15 protein-coding genes are annotated in these 16,901 nt (G+C 44.5%); 3 read left to right on the forward strand and 12 right to left on the reverse strand.

The window, feature by feature from the left end; translation table 11 throughout:
* Nucleotides 1-52: 52 nt before the first annotated feature.
* Nucleotides 53-463, forward strand: a complete 411-nt coding sequence (rnk, locus tag QS795_RS14560; RefSeq protein ID WP_006659086.1) for a nucleoside diphosphate kinase regulator — start codon at nucleotides 53-55, stop codon at nucleotides 461-463.
* A gap of 137 nt (nucleotides 464-600) precedes the next feature.
* Here rnk and pmbA read toward each other — a convergent pair whose 3' ends face one another.
* Nucleotides 601-1,941 (reverse strand): metalloprotease PmbA, encoded by a 1,341-nt coding sequence (gene pmbA / locus QS795_RS14565; protein WP_286269804.1) that lies wholly within the window; start codon nucleotides 1,939-1,941, stop codon nucleotides 601-603.
* A 183-nt stretch (nucleotides 1,942-2,124) separates the two neighbouring features.
* On the opposite strand from pmbA, the gene yjgA reads away from it, so the two are divergent.
* Nucleotides 2,125-2,670 carry a ribosome biogenesis factor YjgA gene (gene yjgA, locus QS795_RS14570; protein ID WP_154603457.1) on the forward strand — a complete coding sequence of 182 codons (546 nt, stop codon included), beginning with the start codon at nucleotides 2,125-2,127 and terminating at the stop codon, nucleotides 2,668-2,670.
* A 57-nt stretch (nucleotides 2,671-2,727) separates the two neighbouring features.
* On the opposite strand, the gene QS795_RS14575 is transcribed toward yjgA, so the two are convergent.
* The 11 genes from QS795_RS14575 to QS795_RS14625 all read right to left on the reverse strand — a co-directional run bounded on the left by QS795_RS14575 (nucleotide 2,728) and on the right by QS795_RS14625 (nucleotide 15,141).
* Nucleotides 2,728-3,291 (reverse strand): RBBP9/YdeN family alpha/beta hydrolase, encoded by a 564-nt coding sequence (locus tag QS795_RS14575; protein ID WP_286269801.1) that lies wholly within the window; start codon nucleotides 3,289-3,291, stop codon nucleotides 2,728-2,730.
* Between the two features lie 62 nt (nucleotides 3,292-3,353).
* Entirely contained in the window at nucleotides 3,354-3,662 is a 309-nt protein-coding gene (locus tag QS795_RS14580) for a barstar family protein (protein ID WP_286269800.1), read from the reverse strand.
* Nucleotides 3,663-3,674: 12 nt separating this feature from the next.
* Nucleotides 3,675-4,187, reverse strand: coding sequence for a ribonuclease domain-containing protein (locus QS795_RS14585; protein WP_154603461.1), 513 nt, complete (start codon nucleotides 4,185-4,187; stop codon nucleotides 3,675-3,677).
* 93 nt (nucleotides 4,188-4,280) lie between these two features.
* Nucleotides 4,281-5,726 carry a metalloprotease TldD gene (gene tldD, locus QS795_RS14590; protein ID WP_286269799.1) on the reverse strand — a complete coding sequence of 482 codons (1,446 nt, stop codon included), beginning with the start codon at nucleotides 5,724-5,726 and terminating at the stop codon, nucleotides 4,281-4,283.
* A gap of 11 nt (nucleotides 5,727-5,737) precedes the next feature.
* Nucleotides 5,738-6,586 (reverse strand): deaminated glutathione amidase, encoded by an 849-nt coding sequence (gene nit1 / locus QS795_RS14595; RefSeq protein WP_286269797.1) that lies wholly within the window; start codon nucleotides 6,584-6,586, stop codon nucleotides 5,738-5,740.
* Nucleotides 6,586-10,383, reverse strand: coding sequence for an AsmA2 domain-containing protein YhdP (gene yhdP / locus QS795_RS14600; RefSeq protein WP_286269796.1), 3,798 nt, complete (start codon nucleotides 10,381-10,383; stop codon nucleotides 6,586-6,588). Before yhdP ends, nit1 begins: the two co-directional genes overlap by 1 nt.
* Before the next feature lie 23 nt (nucleotides 10,384-10,406).
* Nucleotides 10,407-11,876: a ribonuclease G gene (gene rng / locus QS795_RS14605; RefSeq protein WP_154603465.1), complete on the reverse strand. Its 1,470-nt coding sequence runs from the start codon at nucleotides 11,874-11,876 to the stop codon at nucleotides 10,407-10,409.
* Nucleotides 11,873-12,460: a Maf family protein gene (locus QS795_RS14610; protein WP_181477572.1), complete on the reverse strand. Its 588-nt coding sequence runs from the start codon at nucleotides 12,458-12,460 to the stop codon at nucleotides 11,873-11,875. Before QS795_RS14610 ends, rng begins: the two co-directional genes overlap by 4 nt.
* Before the next feature lie 36 nt (nucleotides 12,461-12,496).
* Nucleotides 12,497-12,985 carry a rod shape-determining protein MreD gene (mreD, locus tag QS795_RS14615; protein ID WP_154603467.1) on the reverse strand — a complete coding sequence of 163 codons (489 nt, stop codon included), beginning with the start codon at nucleotides 12,983-12,985 and terminating at the stop codon, nucleotides 12,497-12,499.
* A 48-nt stretch (nucleotides 12,986-13,033) separates the two neighbouring features.
* Complete coding sequence (gene mreC, locus QS795_RS14620; RefSeq protein WP_154603468.1) at nucleotides 13,034-14,011, reverse strand: rod shape-determining protein MreC; 978 nt, start codon at nucleotides 14,009-14,011, stop codon at nucleotides 13,034-13,036.
* An 86-nt stretch (nucleotides 14,012-14,097) separates the two neighbouring features.
* The gene (locus tag QS795_RS14625) at nucleotides 14,098-15,141 is read right to left on the reverse strand and encodes a rod shape-determining protein (RefSeq protein WP_006662897.1); all 1,044 of its coding nucleotides are present in this window, start codon (nucleotides 15,139-15,141) and stop codon (nucleotides 14,098-14,100) included.
* A 614-nt stretch (nucleotides 15,142-15,755) separates the two neighbouring features.
* Here QS795_RS14625 and acuI point away from each other — a divergent pair.
* Nucleotides 15,756-16,736, forward strand: a complete 981-nt coding sequence (gene acuI, locus QS795_RS14630) for an acrylyl-CoA reductase (NADPH) (protein WP_154603469.1) — start codon at nucleotides 15,756-15,758, stop codon at nucleotides 16,734-16,736.
* Nucleotides 16,737-16,901 lie beyond the last annotated feature (165 nt).

The raw sequence follows: 16,901 nt of genomic DNA on the forward strand, positions 1-16,901 counted from the left end.
CTGCCTTCTGGGTGGGGGGTGTTTGCTTTGTACGTCCCTATTGGAGTGTGGTATGACAAAGCCAACAATTATTATCAATGATTTAGATGCAGAACGCTTAGATGCACTGATGGAGCAAGCCGCTTACGCGGGTACGCCTGTTGCTGAAGCACTAAACGACGAATTAGACCGCGCAGATATCGTCTCTCCACAAGAGATCCCTGCGGATGTGGTCACGATGAACAGTACTGTTCGTTTCTTAGATTTAATCAGTAACGAAGAGCGCACACGCACATTGGTTTACCCTGCCTCTCTTAAAGATAGTGCAGAACAACTGTCCGTGATGGCGCCAATCGGTGCAGCGTTATTAGGTTTACATGTTAACGACGAAATTAGCTGGGCACTGCCAAACGGCGTAGAAACCCGTGTTCGTGTGTTAGAGATTGTTTATCAACCTGAAGCGGCTGGCGAGTTCCATCGCTAGTGGCGATGCTCAACAAGAGAAAGAAGACTAGCCGAAAAAAGTTTCCATCAAGAAACTGTCGTTAGTCTTCAGGCGGTATTCAGGCACTCATTGAGTGCCTTTTTGCTATTTAGCACTGCTTATTGAACAACTATAACTTACTGGCCTGCAATACTCATTTCAGGGATCAGCACAGAGCCACACTGAATATTACTGCGCGTTTCGATATCATCGGCGATAGTCACCATATTCATCCACATATCCTTTAAATTACCCGCAATAGTAATTTCGCTCACCGGATACTGAATTTCGCCATTTTCAACCCAAAAACCAGATGCACCACGGGAATAATCCCCCGTAATTCCACTCACACCCTGTCCCATCAACTCAGTGACCACTAAGCCAGTACCCATTTGCTTCAACAAAGCGTCAAATGATAAGCCTTGTCCCTCAATGCGCCAGTTATGGATCCCCCCCGCATGACCCGTGCTTTGCAGACCCAGTTTACGCGCAGAATAACTGGTCATCAGCCAGGTTTGCAGAACGCCATTTTCCACAATATTGCGCTCAGTGGTACGCACACCTTCACTGTCAAATGGGGATGAGGCTAATCCGCCCATTAAATGTGGCTGCTCATTGATAGTTAACCAACTTGGTAAAATTTGTTTGCCAAGGCTATCCATTAAGAATGATGATTTACGATAAATGCTGCTGCCGCTGATAGCACCGACTAAATGACCAAATAACCCCGTCGCCACTTCTGAGGCAAAAATCACTGGGGCTTTCATGGTTGGTAATTTACGCGGCGATAAGCGAGATAATGTACGACGGGCACACTCTTGACCAACCCATTCAGGGGATTTTAATGCCTGCATGCTGCGTGCGATGGTATACGCATAATCGCGCACCATTTCGCCATTTTGCTCGGCTATTACGCAGCTCGACATCGAATAACGGCTAGAACTGTAACTCTTTAATAAGCCAAGAGAGTTACCAAAGACACGGATACCATAGTGCCCATTGAAGCTACCGCCCTCCGTATTCACAATGCGTGAATCTGCATTTAATGCGGTCATTTCCGCAATCGAGGCCAGCTTAATGGCTTCCTCGGGGGAAAGCTCTGTAGCTTGGAACAAGTTTAAATCCGGTGCATCGAATGCCAGTAATGATTTTTCAGCAGGACCTGCGCATGGGTCTTCAGAGGTATAATTCGCAATATCAATCGCGGCTTGAACTGTACGCTCAATGGCTTCTTCGCTTAAATCCGTTGAAGATGCACTACCTTTACGTTGTTTATGGTAAACCGTGATCCCGAGCGCCCCATCACTGTTAAATTCCACATTCTCCACATCACCTTGGCGTGTGCTCACGCTAATGCCAGTGCTTTTATTGACTGCAACTTCAGCGCCATCACAACGGCTTTTGGCGAATTCCAATGCGTGGGCGACGGCTTGTTCTAATTGTTTACGTTGTTCGGCAACTTGTTCAGTAACACTCATGCATTTTGTCCAATAAAGAGGGGAAAAGTGATTTTCTACCTAGACTCGTCATTGTCAGGTAGTCATAAGGGGGTTTTCCCAGTTACAATAGAGTTAATCTATAAATGTTAACACTCACAACGCCGTAAATCATGCTAATTACTCGTAATTACACGGCGGCGTTTAGTAAAAAGGAAAATCCCTATGGCCAAACAGCCTGAAGATTGGCTGGATGATATCCCAGCGCCCCAAGATGATGAGGACGATGAGATTATTTGGGTCAGCAAAAGCGAAATTAAACGCGATGCCGAGATCCTCAAAAAACTGGGGGCTGAACTTGTTGATTTAAGTAAAAGCGAGCTTGAGCGCATCCCATTAGACACTCAATTACTTGAGGCTATCGAATTAGCGCAAAAAATTAAGCGTGAAGGCCGTCGTCGTCAATTACAGCTTATTGGTAAACTGCTACGTTCCCGTGAGGTTGAACCAATCACTGACGCCCTCGATAAGCTGAAAAACCGCCATAACCAGCAAGTTGTCATTATGCACAAGCTGGAAGATCTGCGTAACCGTTTATTGGCTGATGGCGATGAAGTCATTGAAGAAGTCGTTGCGCTGTTCCCACAAACTGATCGCCAGCAACTGCGTGCATTAGTCCGTAATGCGAAGAAAGAGCGTGATGGAAATAAGCCACCAAAAGCATTCCGCCAGATTTTCCAATATCTGAAAGAGCTTTCTGATAGCAACTGATTTCCTGGTTTTATTCAATAAAAATCCCCCTATGCGGTAAAAACATAGGGGGATTTTTTAATACCAAAATCGTAGAAGATTGAGTAACGCAGGAAGTCGAGTATAGCCTTCTCTATCAAGAAAATGTCCCGCACTTTCTACCATCGTGACAGAGGTTTTTAATGCTTTTGCTAACTCCATTGAAGCATCAGGATCCACGACCCAATCATTGGAAGAGATAATCGAAGCTCGCTTATCCGTTATGCCAATCAATTTATTATAATCCAATGAAAACTGAGTATGATCAGTCAACTCAGACAATGTATCCAGCGAGCGGTCAAATCCAGAAACTAGCACATAGCCACCAATTTTAGCCCCTTCCGGCGCATTATTTTCCAGAAAACGTAATGCCGTAATACACCCTAAACTGTGCCCAACTAAAATAGTATTTTCATCAAACTGAATATTGGCATCAAGTAAACATTGCTGCCATTTTTGCGGATCAGGAGAGTTGGATTCCGGTAATGCAGGCACATCAACCGTCGCCCCTACCGCTTCTAATTCATCTTTTAACCAGTTAAACCAATTATCATTCGGTGATGCTGTATAACCATGAACAATGACAACTTTTTTACCATCCACTTAATCGCCCTCAATATTAATTGCCATAAAAATATGGCTAAACGCAGAGTCATTGCGCAAATTTAGCATGGGGTTTGAGAAGCTTCATTCTCATTATTCGTGATATCTATAAGAAAAATAAACGCTTCATCCAGCTCTTCTTCTGCTTCATTCATCAATTCAATCACCGATGAAAATTGCGTACGCTGGACAGCCTTTAAATGGCTAAAAATCAGCGTCACGGGTAACTCTATTTCCCCAGTAATCACATCCCATAACCCATCGAGATTATGTCCAAACCATTTAGGAAGCGAGAATTTTTGCTGAAATTGCTGATAAAATGCCTCAAGGCTATCTATTTCACGAAAATCAAAAACGACGGTCTTGCTCATCGCTGCCCCCAATTATTTAACTTGTTGGAACGTTTTATAATGGTCTGTACTGACGAAGATCATCCCGTCAGAGGAATAGAGTAGACGGTCTGCACCACGGTGCCCACAACGATAATTTATATCAGCTTCAAACCACTGACGCCCCTGTGCAATAGGTAAACCTTTTTCACGGTTAGAAAAGCGGTCGCCACCGATGGCTCTACCGGGTAAAACTTCACATAAATTCCCTTTTTTAGCATCCCAACCCGCTTCTCTTGCCTGTTTTTTCGTCATATAAAATGCCGGAAGCTTTTGATATTTTTCCATAAAACTGACCACATTGTTCTGAGCGGTCAGTTGGTCAATAGTTTTTGGCGTTTCATGCGGAGTTATCGCTTCGCGGGAAGGCGGTGTACTTGATATAGTTTGCGTGGTTGATGATGTACCAGAAGATGGTTCCGGTGCGCCCTGCTCACCACCTTTAAAATACAGGCTAATCGCAATCAAAATTGCCATTAACACTAAGGAAATAATACGTTTATTCATAACGCCTCAATTATTTTTGCTGTGCAGATAAATAATCGCCCCAGTCACATTCGTAACTAGGGCGAATAAATAAAAGACTATCTTAACGTGTGATTACGCGGTGCCACCCACGGTCATTTTATCGAGTTTCAGTGTTGGTTGCCCCACACCCACTGGCACGCTTTGCCCTTCTTTACCACAAACGCCCACGCCTTTATCCAGCGCAAGGTCATTACCTACCATGGAAATCTGCTGCATAGCTTCAACACCAGAACCAATTAAGGTCGCGCCCTTCACTGGTGAGGTAATTTTACCATTTTCAATTAAGTAAGCCTCAGAGGTTGAAAACACAAACTTACCCGATGTGATATCCACCTGACCACCACCGAAATTCGGTGCATACAACCCTTTTTCAACACTGTCAATAATCTCTTCCGGTGTTGACTCACCCGCTAACATATAAGTATTTGTCATGCGAGGCATTGGTAAATGAGCGTAAGATTCACGACGCGCATTCCCAGTTGGCGCCACACCCATTAAACGCGCATTATGCTTATCTTGAATGTAATTACGTAGAATTCCATTCTCAATCAACACATTGTATTGGCCCGGAACCCCTTCATCATCAATGGCTAATGAACCGCGACGCCCCGCAATGGTTCCATCATCCACCACCGTACACAGGGAAGATGCGACTTGTTCGCCCATTTTTCCTGAGAAAACGGAGGTACCACGACGGTTAAAGTCACCTTCTAAACCATGGCCCACCGCTTCGTGGAGCAGAACTCCCGGCCAACCGGCACCTAATACTACAGGCATCATGCCTGCGGGAGCGGCAACTGCCGATAAATTCACTAACGCCATGCGTACCGCTTCACGGGCATACTGCTCCGCGACGACTTGCCCTTGATGGATTTCGAGGAAATATTCATAACCATAACGACCGCCGCCACCGCTTGCTCCGCGTTCACGTTTGCCATCATGTTCCACCAGCACACTCACCGATAAACGCACCAGAGGACGGATATCCGTCGCTAATGTGCCATCGGTTGCAGCGACCAGTACTTGCTCATACACACCCGTTAAACTGGCATTCACTTCAATCACGCGAGGATCTTCAGCGCGCGCCACCTGGTCAACGCGATGCAGCAATTCAATTTTCTGCTCACGCGGTAAGCTACGCAAAGGATCCGCTTCAGAATAGAGTTTTTTGTAGTCTACGTTGGTTAAAATCTGCGACTTTCCAGCGCCTTGTTCAGTGACGATACTACGGGCAGCTGTGGCACTTTGGGTGAGTGCCAGTAGTGAAATTTGGTCTGCATAGGCAAAACCTGTTTTTTCACCCGTAATCGCTCGAACCCCAACACCTTGGTCAATATTGTAGGAGCCGTCTTTAATGATTCGGTCTTCTAAAACCCATGATTCATGGTAGCTAGACTGAAAAAAGAGATCCCCATAATCAACACGGCGCTCAGATAGCAGCCCTAAAATATCATACAGATTATCTTGACCAAGACCGTTGGCAGCCAGCAAATGTTCGCTGACAGAAGCTAAACTCATATTCGTTACTCTTATTTAGTTTGTTTTTTAATCAATGATGTTAATTGTGGTCTAAAGCGGTTATGTTTCACCACTCGGATCTGTTCACGCATCACTTTTAAGCTGTCTGGCTGGACATTCACAACCAACGCAGAAACAGCATCCACATTCTTTTTCATCACTTTACCCCAGCCATCTACGGCGAGAGTGTGTCCCCATGTACGACGCGTACCATGCACCCCAACTTGTGCTGGTGCTAAAACATAGCACTGATTTTCTATCGCACGGGCTCTTAACAGTGGCTCCCAGTGAGCTTGTCCTGTATAACGAGTAAACGCCGCAGGGACGGAAATAATCTCTGCGCCTTGTTCACGTAAAGCCTGGAATAAACCAGGGAAACGTAAATCATAACAAATGGTCAAACCTAAGCGACCTACTGGTGTATCCACCACAGTGAGGTGCTCACCACGTTGATAAATAACCGATTCGTTATACTCGCCTTGTTCATCTTCGATATTCACATCGAACATATGAATTTTATCGTAACGCGCAGTGATATTTCCTTTCGCATCAAACAGTAAGCTACTGCTGGTAATACGTTCAGGATCTTCACGGCTAATCAATGGCATTGACCCAATCAGGATCCACACATTGTAACGGATAGCCATCGCGCGGATAGCGTCTTGTAATGGGCCATGACCTTCTGTTTCAGCCTGTTTACGATAGGTTGCAGCATCAGCAAATAGCAATGCATTTTCAGGAGTAAGAACTAACTGCACGGTATCAGGCAACTGTTTAATTTGCTGCTCTATCTGTGCCAAGTTGTGTTTTGTATTCTTACCACTACATAACTGCAAAAGTGCAACATTACCCGTTTTCATTACTCTTGAGTCTCCTTAAGCTGACGTAGTACTTCATCAATTTTAGGTTCATCCAGACTACCGCTTACGCGATAGCGAATAACCGAAATTTTACTCCACAACGGACCAAGGACTTTCGATGCCGCAAATACTGCCGCGCCCGCAAACGGGTTAATCACAAATGCGGTGGCTACACCTACTGTAGCAGAAATTTCAGGGGTAATGACCGCTTCCGCATTAATTTGACGCTTAACAAGGTCAATATCGCCATTCAAGGCAATATCCGCGACTAATCCATCAATATAAAGATCCTTCGAGGTTAGAATACCTTGATTGATGACCGCATTGCCTTTAATCGAATCAAAGTCAAAGTCATTACTGAACGTATCCCGGAAATCTAACTGAAGTTTGCGCAATAATGCATCAAAACTAACTAAACGTAGTAACTGTCCAGCACGACCCCCTCCCATATGGGCAATCGCGCCTTTCCCTAATTTCGCTGACATTTTTCCATTTAGTGTCGCAACCTCCGGTTCCCAAGGAACCTGCGCCCAATTCAGGTCAAATTCAATCGAATATGGGGAGTCGATAATCGGTACCAAGACACCAAAATATGCAGCGGTTTCATCGAACGCCTCGCCGGTAAGCGAGCCTGCAATCTCCGTCTTATTACCATCATTACTGCGCCATAGAGCATCCAGCTTTAACTCGCTGGCATTATTTTTCAGTGAACCTGCGGTTAATTTTAAGGTGTGCTGTCCCACCGGCGTGACTTTCGCCGTGATTTCGCCAAGTTTTTGCCCACTCACCCAACATTCGACGCAATGGATATTCACTTTAGGCCACTGGCTAAAGTTGAATGCTTCCGATGAAGTGGTCTTTTCGCTTGAAGCTAGCGAGCCTTCAGGATTGTAATACAGATACTCAATATTCAACGCCCATGGCTGCTGCTTCCAAATCTGTAGCTGTCCTTTTAGGTTTGCGCTTTCTACGTTGATTTGTTGTTCATCACGGTATAAATCGTAAGAGAAGCTCAAGTCTTTCCAACGCTGTCCCGCCAAATAAACGGATGGCGCTTTAACTTCAAGGGTATCTGGGTAGCCAATTTGCCCCACATGCTCACTGGCTGAAGACGATAAAAAGCCACTCGCTAATTTCTCCCAATTGACATCTTCTACGGCAGGTAAATCCACCAAGATGGTCGAGCCGTTTGGTAACGCAGGAACCTGATTATTCCATGGCGCAATGTGCGCTTTCTGTAGTTTCAATGGCGAGCTGGTGAGCGACCACTGAGAGTTAAAACCAAGGCGTTGACCAATATCACCACCTACCGTTAATTGCTCCGTCGTGCCTTTGGCTTGAACATTCATCTTGCCAAGCTGTTGCAGTAGTTCGGTGTTCAGCGCAGGTAACTGACTTTTTAGCTTATTTAACCCCGCCGTAATCTCAATCTGTAAGCCTGTCGCTTCTTTGGATGATTCTGGTAACGTGATATGAATTTGGCTTTTCCAATCACTCACACCAGAGACTTTCCCTTTGATATCACTTGGCAGCATAGGAACTTTATTCAGCTCCCAATTTCCACCAAGGTTAATATCCACCAAATAATCTTTCGGCCGTGTAGACGTCGTGAAATCCAAAGAAACTGGCTGTTCTAACCATTGCCCCGTGATGTTATCACTGACTAAATCCCCATTGGTAAACTTGAAGCTTCCTGTCAATCCGTGCAATGTGCTATCGATTGGGCGTACAAACACATCATTTTTATTAAGATTAACTTGCCCTTTCGCGACAACGTCTTTTCCCGCCGATAATGGAATAGCGAGATTAAGCTTACCGGTTACGGTACCATCGATTTGTAGCTCATCCAGCGTGTCGCCAAGGGAATGTTTGAGTGGTGTATGGGTGAAATATTGTTGGATCTGTTTGCCCGTTCCACTCACTCCCGCATCGATATATAACATTTCATCGAAGTAATCATGGATCACCGCATCGAGATTTTCTGCCGTTGCATCCCCTAATTTTACCGAGTCCGTATGCATCGCTAAACTTGCACGGCTAAAGTCTAAATCGAGGTTTAAATCCAATAATGCAGGCCATTGGTCATCGTATTCGAATGTACCATCACGCAGCGGCACATACACTTGGAACTGCCCATCATTTTTATAGTAAGGGTAATGAGCGGGGTCACCTTTATATACCAACGTCGCATTTTCTACATGTCCGGCAATAATCGCTTTGGTCAGATAATCCGCGAGCTCCTGCCCCATGAGTTTTTGCGGGAAATAGCGCCAAGCTTCTCCTGCATCATCGGTACTGATCCCCGCGAGAATGGCCAAATCGGCAATATCATGCTGTTTCGCTTTTGCGTAGCTAAAATCACCATTGGCTTTGACGGCCTTAGCTTGCAAATTCACACCAGAGCTCCACAATTTGAATTCGCTGCTGTTATTGATCCAATTTAATTTGCCGCTGGCGTTACTAATCTCAAAAGGTGCTTTAAATTCATCGCGATAATCCACGATACTATCTTTAAGCGAAAATGAGAGAACGCCTTGTTGAGCACCGCCAATAAGTACCCCGGAGAAATGGTTTACAGAAGGAAGCTCTTTCCATTTTTTCCAGCTAACATCCTGCCAGTCCATACTGATTTGCGTATGGTCTTCAGTGTCTTGCGTTAGGTCGAGGGCAAATTCCGAGACTAATCCCGTCGGCTGACGATGCTGCCAATCTTGCACTAATTCTGGCGTAATAAACGAGAATGTCGGCAACACTTCACTTAAACGTTCTAGCTCAATATTTTTAGCACGAATGCGCCAGTGATCTTTATTTTGATATTTTGCCGATGAAGGCAAATACAGAACGGAGACACTCCCTTGCGGCCAGATGTATTCATTGGTTTTCAGAGTATCTAGCTCAGGAATATTAAACAGCCAACCGTTGCCTTGGCGCTTCATTCGCACCAGTAAATCATTCACTTGAAGATTTTGCGTGAGAGGCTCTTCCCCCCAGTTCGCTTCACCTTGGCGTAGCTGGATCAGACCATTATCTATACGATTATTCTTGAGGGTGATCCACGATGATAAACTGAAGTTGGCGTCCCGTAACCCCGTATTATCGCGTAGCCACTTGCTGAGCCAAGGCTGCATATCAATGTTATCGGCCTGCAAATAGAACATGCCGTCACTGAGTACGCCATTTTTATCCGACACATCCAGCTTCACTTGCAGATAACTATCTTGCTTATTTAGCGTTTCAAGGCTAACGAAACCTTGGGCGCGGTGACGGGCATCTTGGTTAAGCCATGAAAGTTCTGGCAGCAGTAATGTCATCTTTTGGTCTGATGGCGTCAAAAATGTCACTTGGCTATCTTTTAAAATAAAATGGTCAAACTGCCTTAAAAACAGGTCATCCACGCCATCATAGTTCGTCGTTTCATCTTCCGTCCCATCAAAACTAAGTGGGGCTTTATAATCCACATTCAGTTGATAAAACGTCAAATCACGAAAACGCCAACGCAAAGATAATAGCGAATTCCAAATATCTAATTCGATGGTGACTTTGTTGACTTGTATATCGGTGATTGGGTTTTTGATAACAACATCGGAGATGATAAGCTCGGGGCCATAATAGCGCCAAGCTCCTTCAATCTGACCAATATCCAGTGAGATATCACTGTGACTTTCAACGTAAGTGATAATTTCTTGGCGATAATTATCGATATTGGGTAATAGAAAACGCAAACTGGTGAGTACCAACGCACACAGCAACAATACAGCAGCGGTTGTCACGAGTACGATACGTGGCAGTCGTTTCACCAGTTTCTCCTTCAAGCAGAATGCTACATCATGACAACATCAAAGCGTTCTTGGCTATATAACGGCTCAATCTGCACTTTAACTTGTTTCCCTACAAAGATTTCAACTTCCGCTAATGCGTGAGATTCATCCCCAGTCAACACATCCACTACCGCTTTTGATGCGTAAACTAAGAATCTATCAGCATCGATTGTGCGGTGAACTCTCACGATTTCACGCAAAATTTCATAGCACACGGTTTCAACTGATTTCACCGTACCACGACCTTGGCAAGTTGGGCAGGTATCACACAGCACATGCTCCAAACTTTCACGGGTTCTTTTACGTGTCATCTCAACTAATCCTAGTTGAGAGAACCCATTAATGGTGGTTTTTACCTTATCTTTACTTAAAGCTTGTTCAAGTGAGGCTAACACACGGCGGCGATGTTCAACATCTGACATATCGATAAAGTCGATGATAATAATACCACCAAGATTTCTTAATCGTAATTGGCGCGCAATGGCTTGAGTCGCTTCAACGTTGGTATTAAAGATAGTTTCTTCTAAATTACGGTGACCAACAAATGCGCCCGTGTTGATATCGATGGTGGTCATCGCTTCAGTTTGGTCGATGATCAGATACCCGCCCGACTTCAATTCAACCTTTCTGTCCATCGCACGTTGAATTTCATTTTCCACATCGAACAAGTCAAAAATAGGTTGATTGCCTTGGTAAAGCTCAAGCTTCGCCGTCATTTCCGGCACATATTCCGCAATAAACTCTTCCAACTGCGTGTAGGTTAAACGAGAATCCACACGAATACGGTCGAGGGATGCGCCTGCAAAATCGCGAATAATGCGGTATGCCAGTGAAAGCTCACCGTAAATTTTAGTGCGCGTGACATTACGTTTTTTACGTTCAATCACTTTCGCCCATAAGCGTTTTAAAAATGCGGCATCTTGTTTGACGTCATCTTCAGCCACACCTTCTGCGGCAGTACGAATGATAAACCCGCCGTTTTCATCGCAATATTGTGCGACGCACTCTTTTAAACGTTCTCTTTCTTCTTCACTATCAATACGCTGAGACACGCCAACATGGGAAGCCCCCGGCATGAAAACCAAGTAACGAGAAGGCAGTGTAATGTCTGTGGTGAGCCTTGCGCCTTTGGTGCCTAGTGGGTCTTTAACCACTTGGACAATTAAATCTTGCCCTTGCTTTACCAACTCAGCGATATCTCTGACATGAAAGTTTTTCTGCTCGTCACCTGCAATGCATTCAGTGTGAGGCATAATGTCTGAGGCGTGTAAAAAGGCTGCTTTGTCCAGACCAATATCAACAAAGGCCGCCTGCATACCGGGTAAAACGCGGCTCACACGACCTTTGTAGATATTCCCTACTAGCCCTCTTTTCGCCTCTCTTTCAACATGTATTTCTTGTAAGATCCCACCATCAATATAAGCTACGCGCGTTTCAGATGGTGTTACGTTTACTAATAGTTCCGTAGTCATGAATTCCCCTTCCCATCACCTAACGCTAAAAATCGTTGTATTAATTCTTCTGTTTCGACCAATGGTAAGCCCACCACGGCATGATAGCTGCCATTAATGCATCGAATAAAACGTCCACCGAGACCTTGGATACCGTAAGCACCGGCTTTATCCATTGGCTCGCCAGATTGTATATAATCCTGTATTTCCAGCAAAGATAACTCGCGGAATGTCACATCTGTCGTAATCAATGAGGTTAACGTCTCATGGGAGTTTGATACGGCAATGGCGGTCATTACCTGATGTGTTTTACCGGAAAGGTCACTGAGGATTTGCTGAGCATGGGCAGCATCTCGCGGTTTTTCTAATATTTTACCGTCAAGAACCACAATAGTGTCTGCCCCCAAAACAGGATGATCCGCAGGGGCAATTGCTACACCTGCACGGGATTTATCTCGAGCCAAGCGCTGTACATACACCTGAGGCGATTCCCCTTCTTGCCATTTTTCTTCCACTTCGGGACGCAAGATTTCAAAGGAATAACCTAGCAGTTGGACTAATTCACGTCGTCTCGGTGAACCTGATGCAAGATAAATTAAGCTCATAAATTGTCATTCCAGTTATCATCAACGGCCACAATCTTAACATACTGAAAATTGACGGCGAATTTTTCGTAACAGTAAAAATAACCATGGCCACAGAATACCATTCACCAAACTATTCCAGAATACTTGCGGGTGGAATAAGACTTGTGATGAAAGAAATTCACCCCAGAAAACGGCAAGGTCTTGCACCACCGTTAATGCAACAATAATCAAAGCTTGCTGCCACAGTGCCATGTTACGTAAAAGCTGATGCTTGTATGCCACGAGATAACAAATGATGCTGAAGGAGAGCGCATGTACGCCCAGCGCTGATCCTTGAATAGAATCGACAATAATTCCTAAGATAAAGCTGGTGCCCACACTGACGCGATGCGGTAATGCCATTACCCAGTATATTAAAATGAGCAGTAACCACGATGGTCGGTAAAATGCCAATTGTTCAGGCCAAGGCATTACCTGCAAAATCAGTGCAATAAAAAAAGATAGCCAGATAATGATGCGCCCATTGCCGCGATACTCATCCATTATGATTTCCTCTCCATCCTTTCATCATACCGTTTCCCTCACTCTATCTTATGGTTGAGGTTGAGGCTGTGCAGGTTGCATGGACGGCGGTAATGGTGGCCCTTGAATTTCGCTCGGCGTTGGTAACACCTGCGGCAACACTTTCATTAAACGCTCATTTGCAGCACGATAAACATCGGATGGCTGTAATGGGGTTTTCGGATCACTTTCATTGCCCCACAGCAGGAGTAAATAACGTAGACGTTGTAACTCAGCGCTTGGTCTTGCAGAAATAATGGTATAGGCACGTTGAGTATCATGTTTCACTGCTGAAACAACCGCGACAGGATACCCTTCAGGGAATCGTCCACCTAACCCCGAAGTCACTAACACATCACCAACACGAATATCCGTATTTCCAGGAAGTGGCTCTAATTGCAGATCATCCGCACAACCTGAACCCGCAGCAATAACACGGATATCATTACGTAAGACTTGCACAGGTAATGCATGGGCAGTATCGCAAATTAATAAAACGCGGCTATTAAAATTACTGGTACCAACGACCTGGCCTACCACACCTTTATCACTGATAACTGGCTGACCTTCATAAACACCGTCATTACTGCCTTTATCGATCACGACTTGGTCGCGATAAGGCGTATTCGCACCTGAAATGACTTGCGTCACCATCATGTGTTCATCTTGGCGTAATGGGGAACCTAACAATTCACGTAAACGGGCATTTTCTTGTTTGAGTTGCTCAAGCAGCAAGTTATCCGCTTTTTTTAATAATAGCTCTTGGCGCAGGGCTTTATTCTCAAACTGGAGTTGATCCCGCGTTGAAAGGGTGTCAGAGATATTATCGAGGAATTGGCGTGGTCCGTTAGCTAAAAAATAGAATGGGCTAACCGCCGTGTCTAAATAATTACGGATTTTATTGAAAGGCTCAAATCGATGGTCAATCACCACCAGCACCAATGCAATTATCACTGCAATAAAAATGCGTAACTGTAGGGAAGGACCTCGCCTAAAAATTGGCTTCATGTATGGCTAAGTTTCGCTAATGGTCGGAGAATAAAAAAATAGTCAAAGCAACTGAAGCTAAAAACTCCAGTTGCTTATGGCGTGATTTAGTCTTCGCTAAACAGGTCACCGCCGTGCATGTCAATCATCTCTAACGCTTTACCGCCGCCACGAGCCACGCAGGTTAAAGGATCTTCAGCAACGATGACCGGAATGCCAGTCTCTTCCATTAATAAACGATCTAAATTACGCAGAAGAGCACCACCACCCGTTAATACCATACCGCGCTCTGAGATATCAGACGCTAATTCTGGTGGGCACTGTTCTAACGCTAACATTACCGCACTTACGATACCGGTCAGTGGCTCTTGTAATGCTTCTAAAATTTCGTTGGAGTTCATTTTGAATCCGCGTGGCACACCTTCCGCCAAGTTACGACCGCGAACTTCAATTTCATAAACTTCATCAGTTGGGAAAGCAGAACCGATACCGTGTTTGATACGCTCAGCCGTTGCTTCACCAATTAAGGAACCATAATTACGACGCACATAGTTGATGATTGACTCGTCAAAACGGTCACCACCAATGCGAACAGAAGAAGAGTAAACCACCCCGTTCAGGGAGATAACAGCCACTTCAGTGGTACCACCACCGATATCGACAACCATAGAACCTGTCGCTTCAGAAACAGGTAAACCAGCACCGATTGCCGCTGCCATTGGCTCTTCAATTAAGAATACTTCGCGGGCACCTGCACTTAATGCAGATTCACGGATAGCTTTACGCTCAACTTGAGTTGCACCAACAGGTACACAGACTAAAACACGAGGGCTTGGACGCAGGAAGCTGTTGCTATGAACTTGCTTGATAAAGTGTTGTAACATTTTTTCAGTTAAGAAAAAGTCAGCAATCACGCCATCTTTCATTGGTCGAATTGCAGAAATGTTACCCGGTGTACGCCCCAGCATCTGTTTCGCTTCGCCACCAACCGCTGCCACGCTTTTTGGCGAGCCTGCGCGATCCTGACGAATTGCAACTACAGAGGGTTCATTTAATTTGACGCCTTGTCCTTTGACATAAATGAGGGTATTGGCCGTACCCAAGTCAATTGACAGGTCATTAGAAAACATGCCACGAAATTTTTTAAACATAACGAAAGGATTATCCTGCAAGCTGGGGACGAATAAAAACCCGTCTACTCTACCAACCACTTGAAGCTGCCTCAAGGCGTAAATCAATCACTTCATAAATATGGTTAATTCATCTATTTTCACATACTAAAATCGTACATGCTTCTATAACAAAACGAAGCAGATAAAAACCTCGAAAATTGCCCTTAATTCATATGCATCGAAAATAACCCATCATTCGCGCACAATAAACAGACAACCTCTGGTTGTTATATACTCCATCTTTGCGTTCTTCCCAGTGTGACAAGCGATTATGTCTACAAGTTCAAATAAAATTTTTATATTTTAATTATTGCTATACATCTAGCTTTTTAACAACAAAATAAGTGAACTTAAATTCACCTAATTCTATTATCAACTTAAAATTAAGCCATAACCATGTCGACACGCTGATGTATTAGTCAGAGTAGGACATTTTGCATGATAAAAGCCTAGTTATGCCAGAAAAAAATGCATTTTTACAAATTAATTACATAAGTAATAGCGTGAATACCATTCTGGCGTCAATGAAAACGATTTTACCTGTGTGTAAATTAAAAAAAACACTTATTTAATCATAAAATTAGGGGTGGATCATGAAAGCGCTCGTTCTACAGCAACAAGACGATAAAATCGTCCCAGAAATCCTCAATGTACCTACTGAGTCATTACCCGCTGGCGATGTCATCGTCGATATTCATTGGTCGACAATTAACTATAAAGATGCGCTAGCTATTAATGGAAAAGCAGGCGTTGTCCGTCAATATCCAATGGTGCCCGGAATTGACTTCTCAGGCATCGTTCATCACAGTGAAGATCCCCGCTTTCATATTGGCCAACACGTACTATTAACAGGATGGGGAGTTGGCGAAACACATTGGGGTGGACTCGCCACACAAGCAAAAGTCCCCGCAGATTATTTAACCCCTCTTCCTGAAGCATTATCACTGAAGCATGCCATGACCATCGGCACCGCAGGATTTACCGCCATGTTATGCGTAAATGCCCTTGAAGATGCGGGGATCACTCCTGAAAGTGGCGAAATTGTAGTAAGTGGTGCCAGTGGCGGTGTCGGTAGTGTCGCCACCCAATTACTTTCTTTATTAGGCTATCACGTTGTGGCGATTTCAGGTCGCGCAGAAAATCACGATTATTTACTGAAAATTGGCGCGAAAAGCGTGCTACCTCGCAGCGAGTTTACTCATCCAGCCAAACCGCTTGATAAACAACGCTGGGCTGGCGCTATCGACACGGTTGGTGGTGACGTGCTGGCCAATATCTTGGCGCAAGTGAACTATAATGGTGCGGTTGCGGCCTGCGGACTGGCTGGCGGGTTCTCACTGCCAACAACCGTCATGCCATTTATTTTGCGTAATATCCGTCTACAAGGGGTCGATTCTGTTTACTACCCTGCGGCAAAACGCCAAAAAGTGTGGGAACGCTTAGCGCAACTCTTACCTAATGCGTTTTATGAGCAAGTTAGCTGCGAAATTTCATTAGAAGAGTGTGTCGAGCACGCAAAAAAACTCTTAAAAAACGAAGTCACTGGGCGTACCCTAGTAAATCTTCAAAATTAAATCATCAACACTCGTAATTGTGTCGCCACAATGTGGATTACGGCACAATTTATAAAATAAATTCGGGTAATTTCTCTGATAAGACCAGTATTTTGCTGCTATATGCAACGAAATAATTATAATGCTCTTCCTTGTCAGTGGAAAATCTATTTATTTTTATGATAA

Source organism: Providencia zhijiangensis (assembly GCF_030315915.2).
In the GTDB taxonomy this organism is placed as follows: domain Bacteria; phylum Pseudomonadota; class Gammaproteobacteria; order Enterobacterales; family Enterobacteriaceae; genus Providencia; species Providencia zhijiangensis.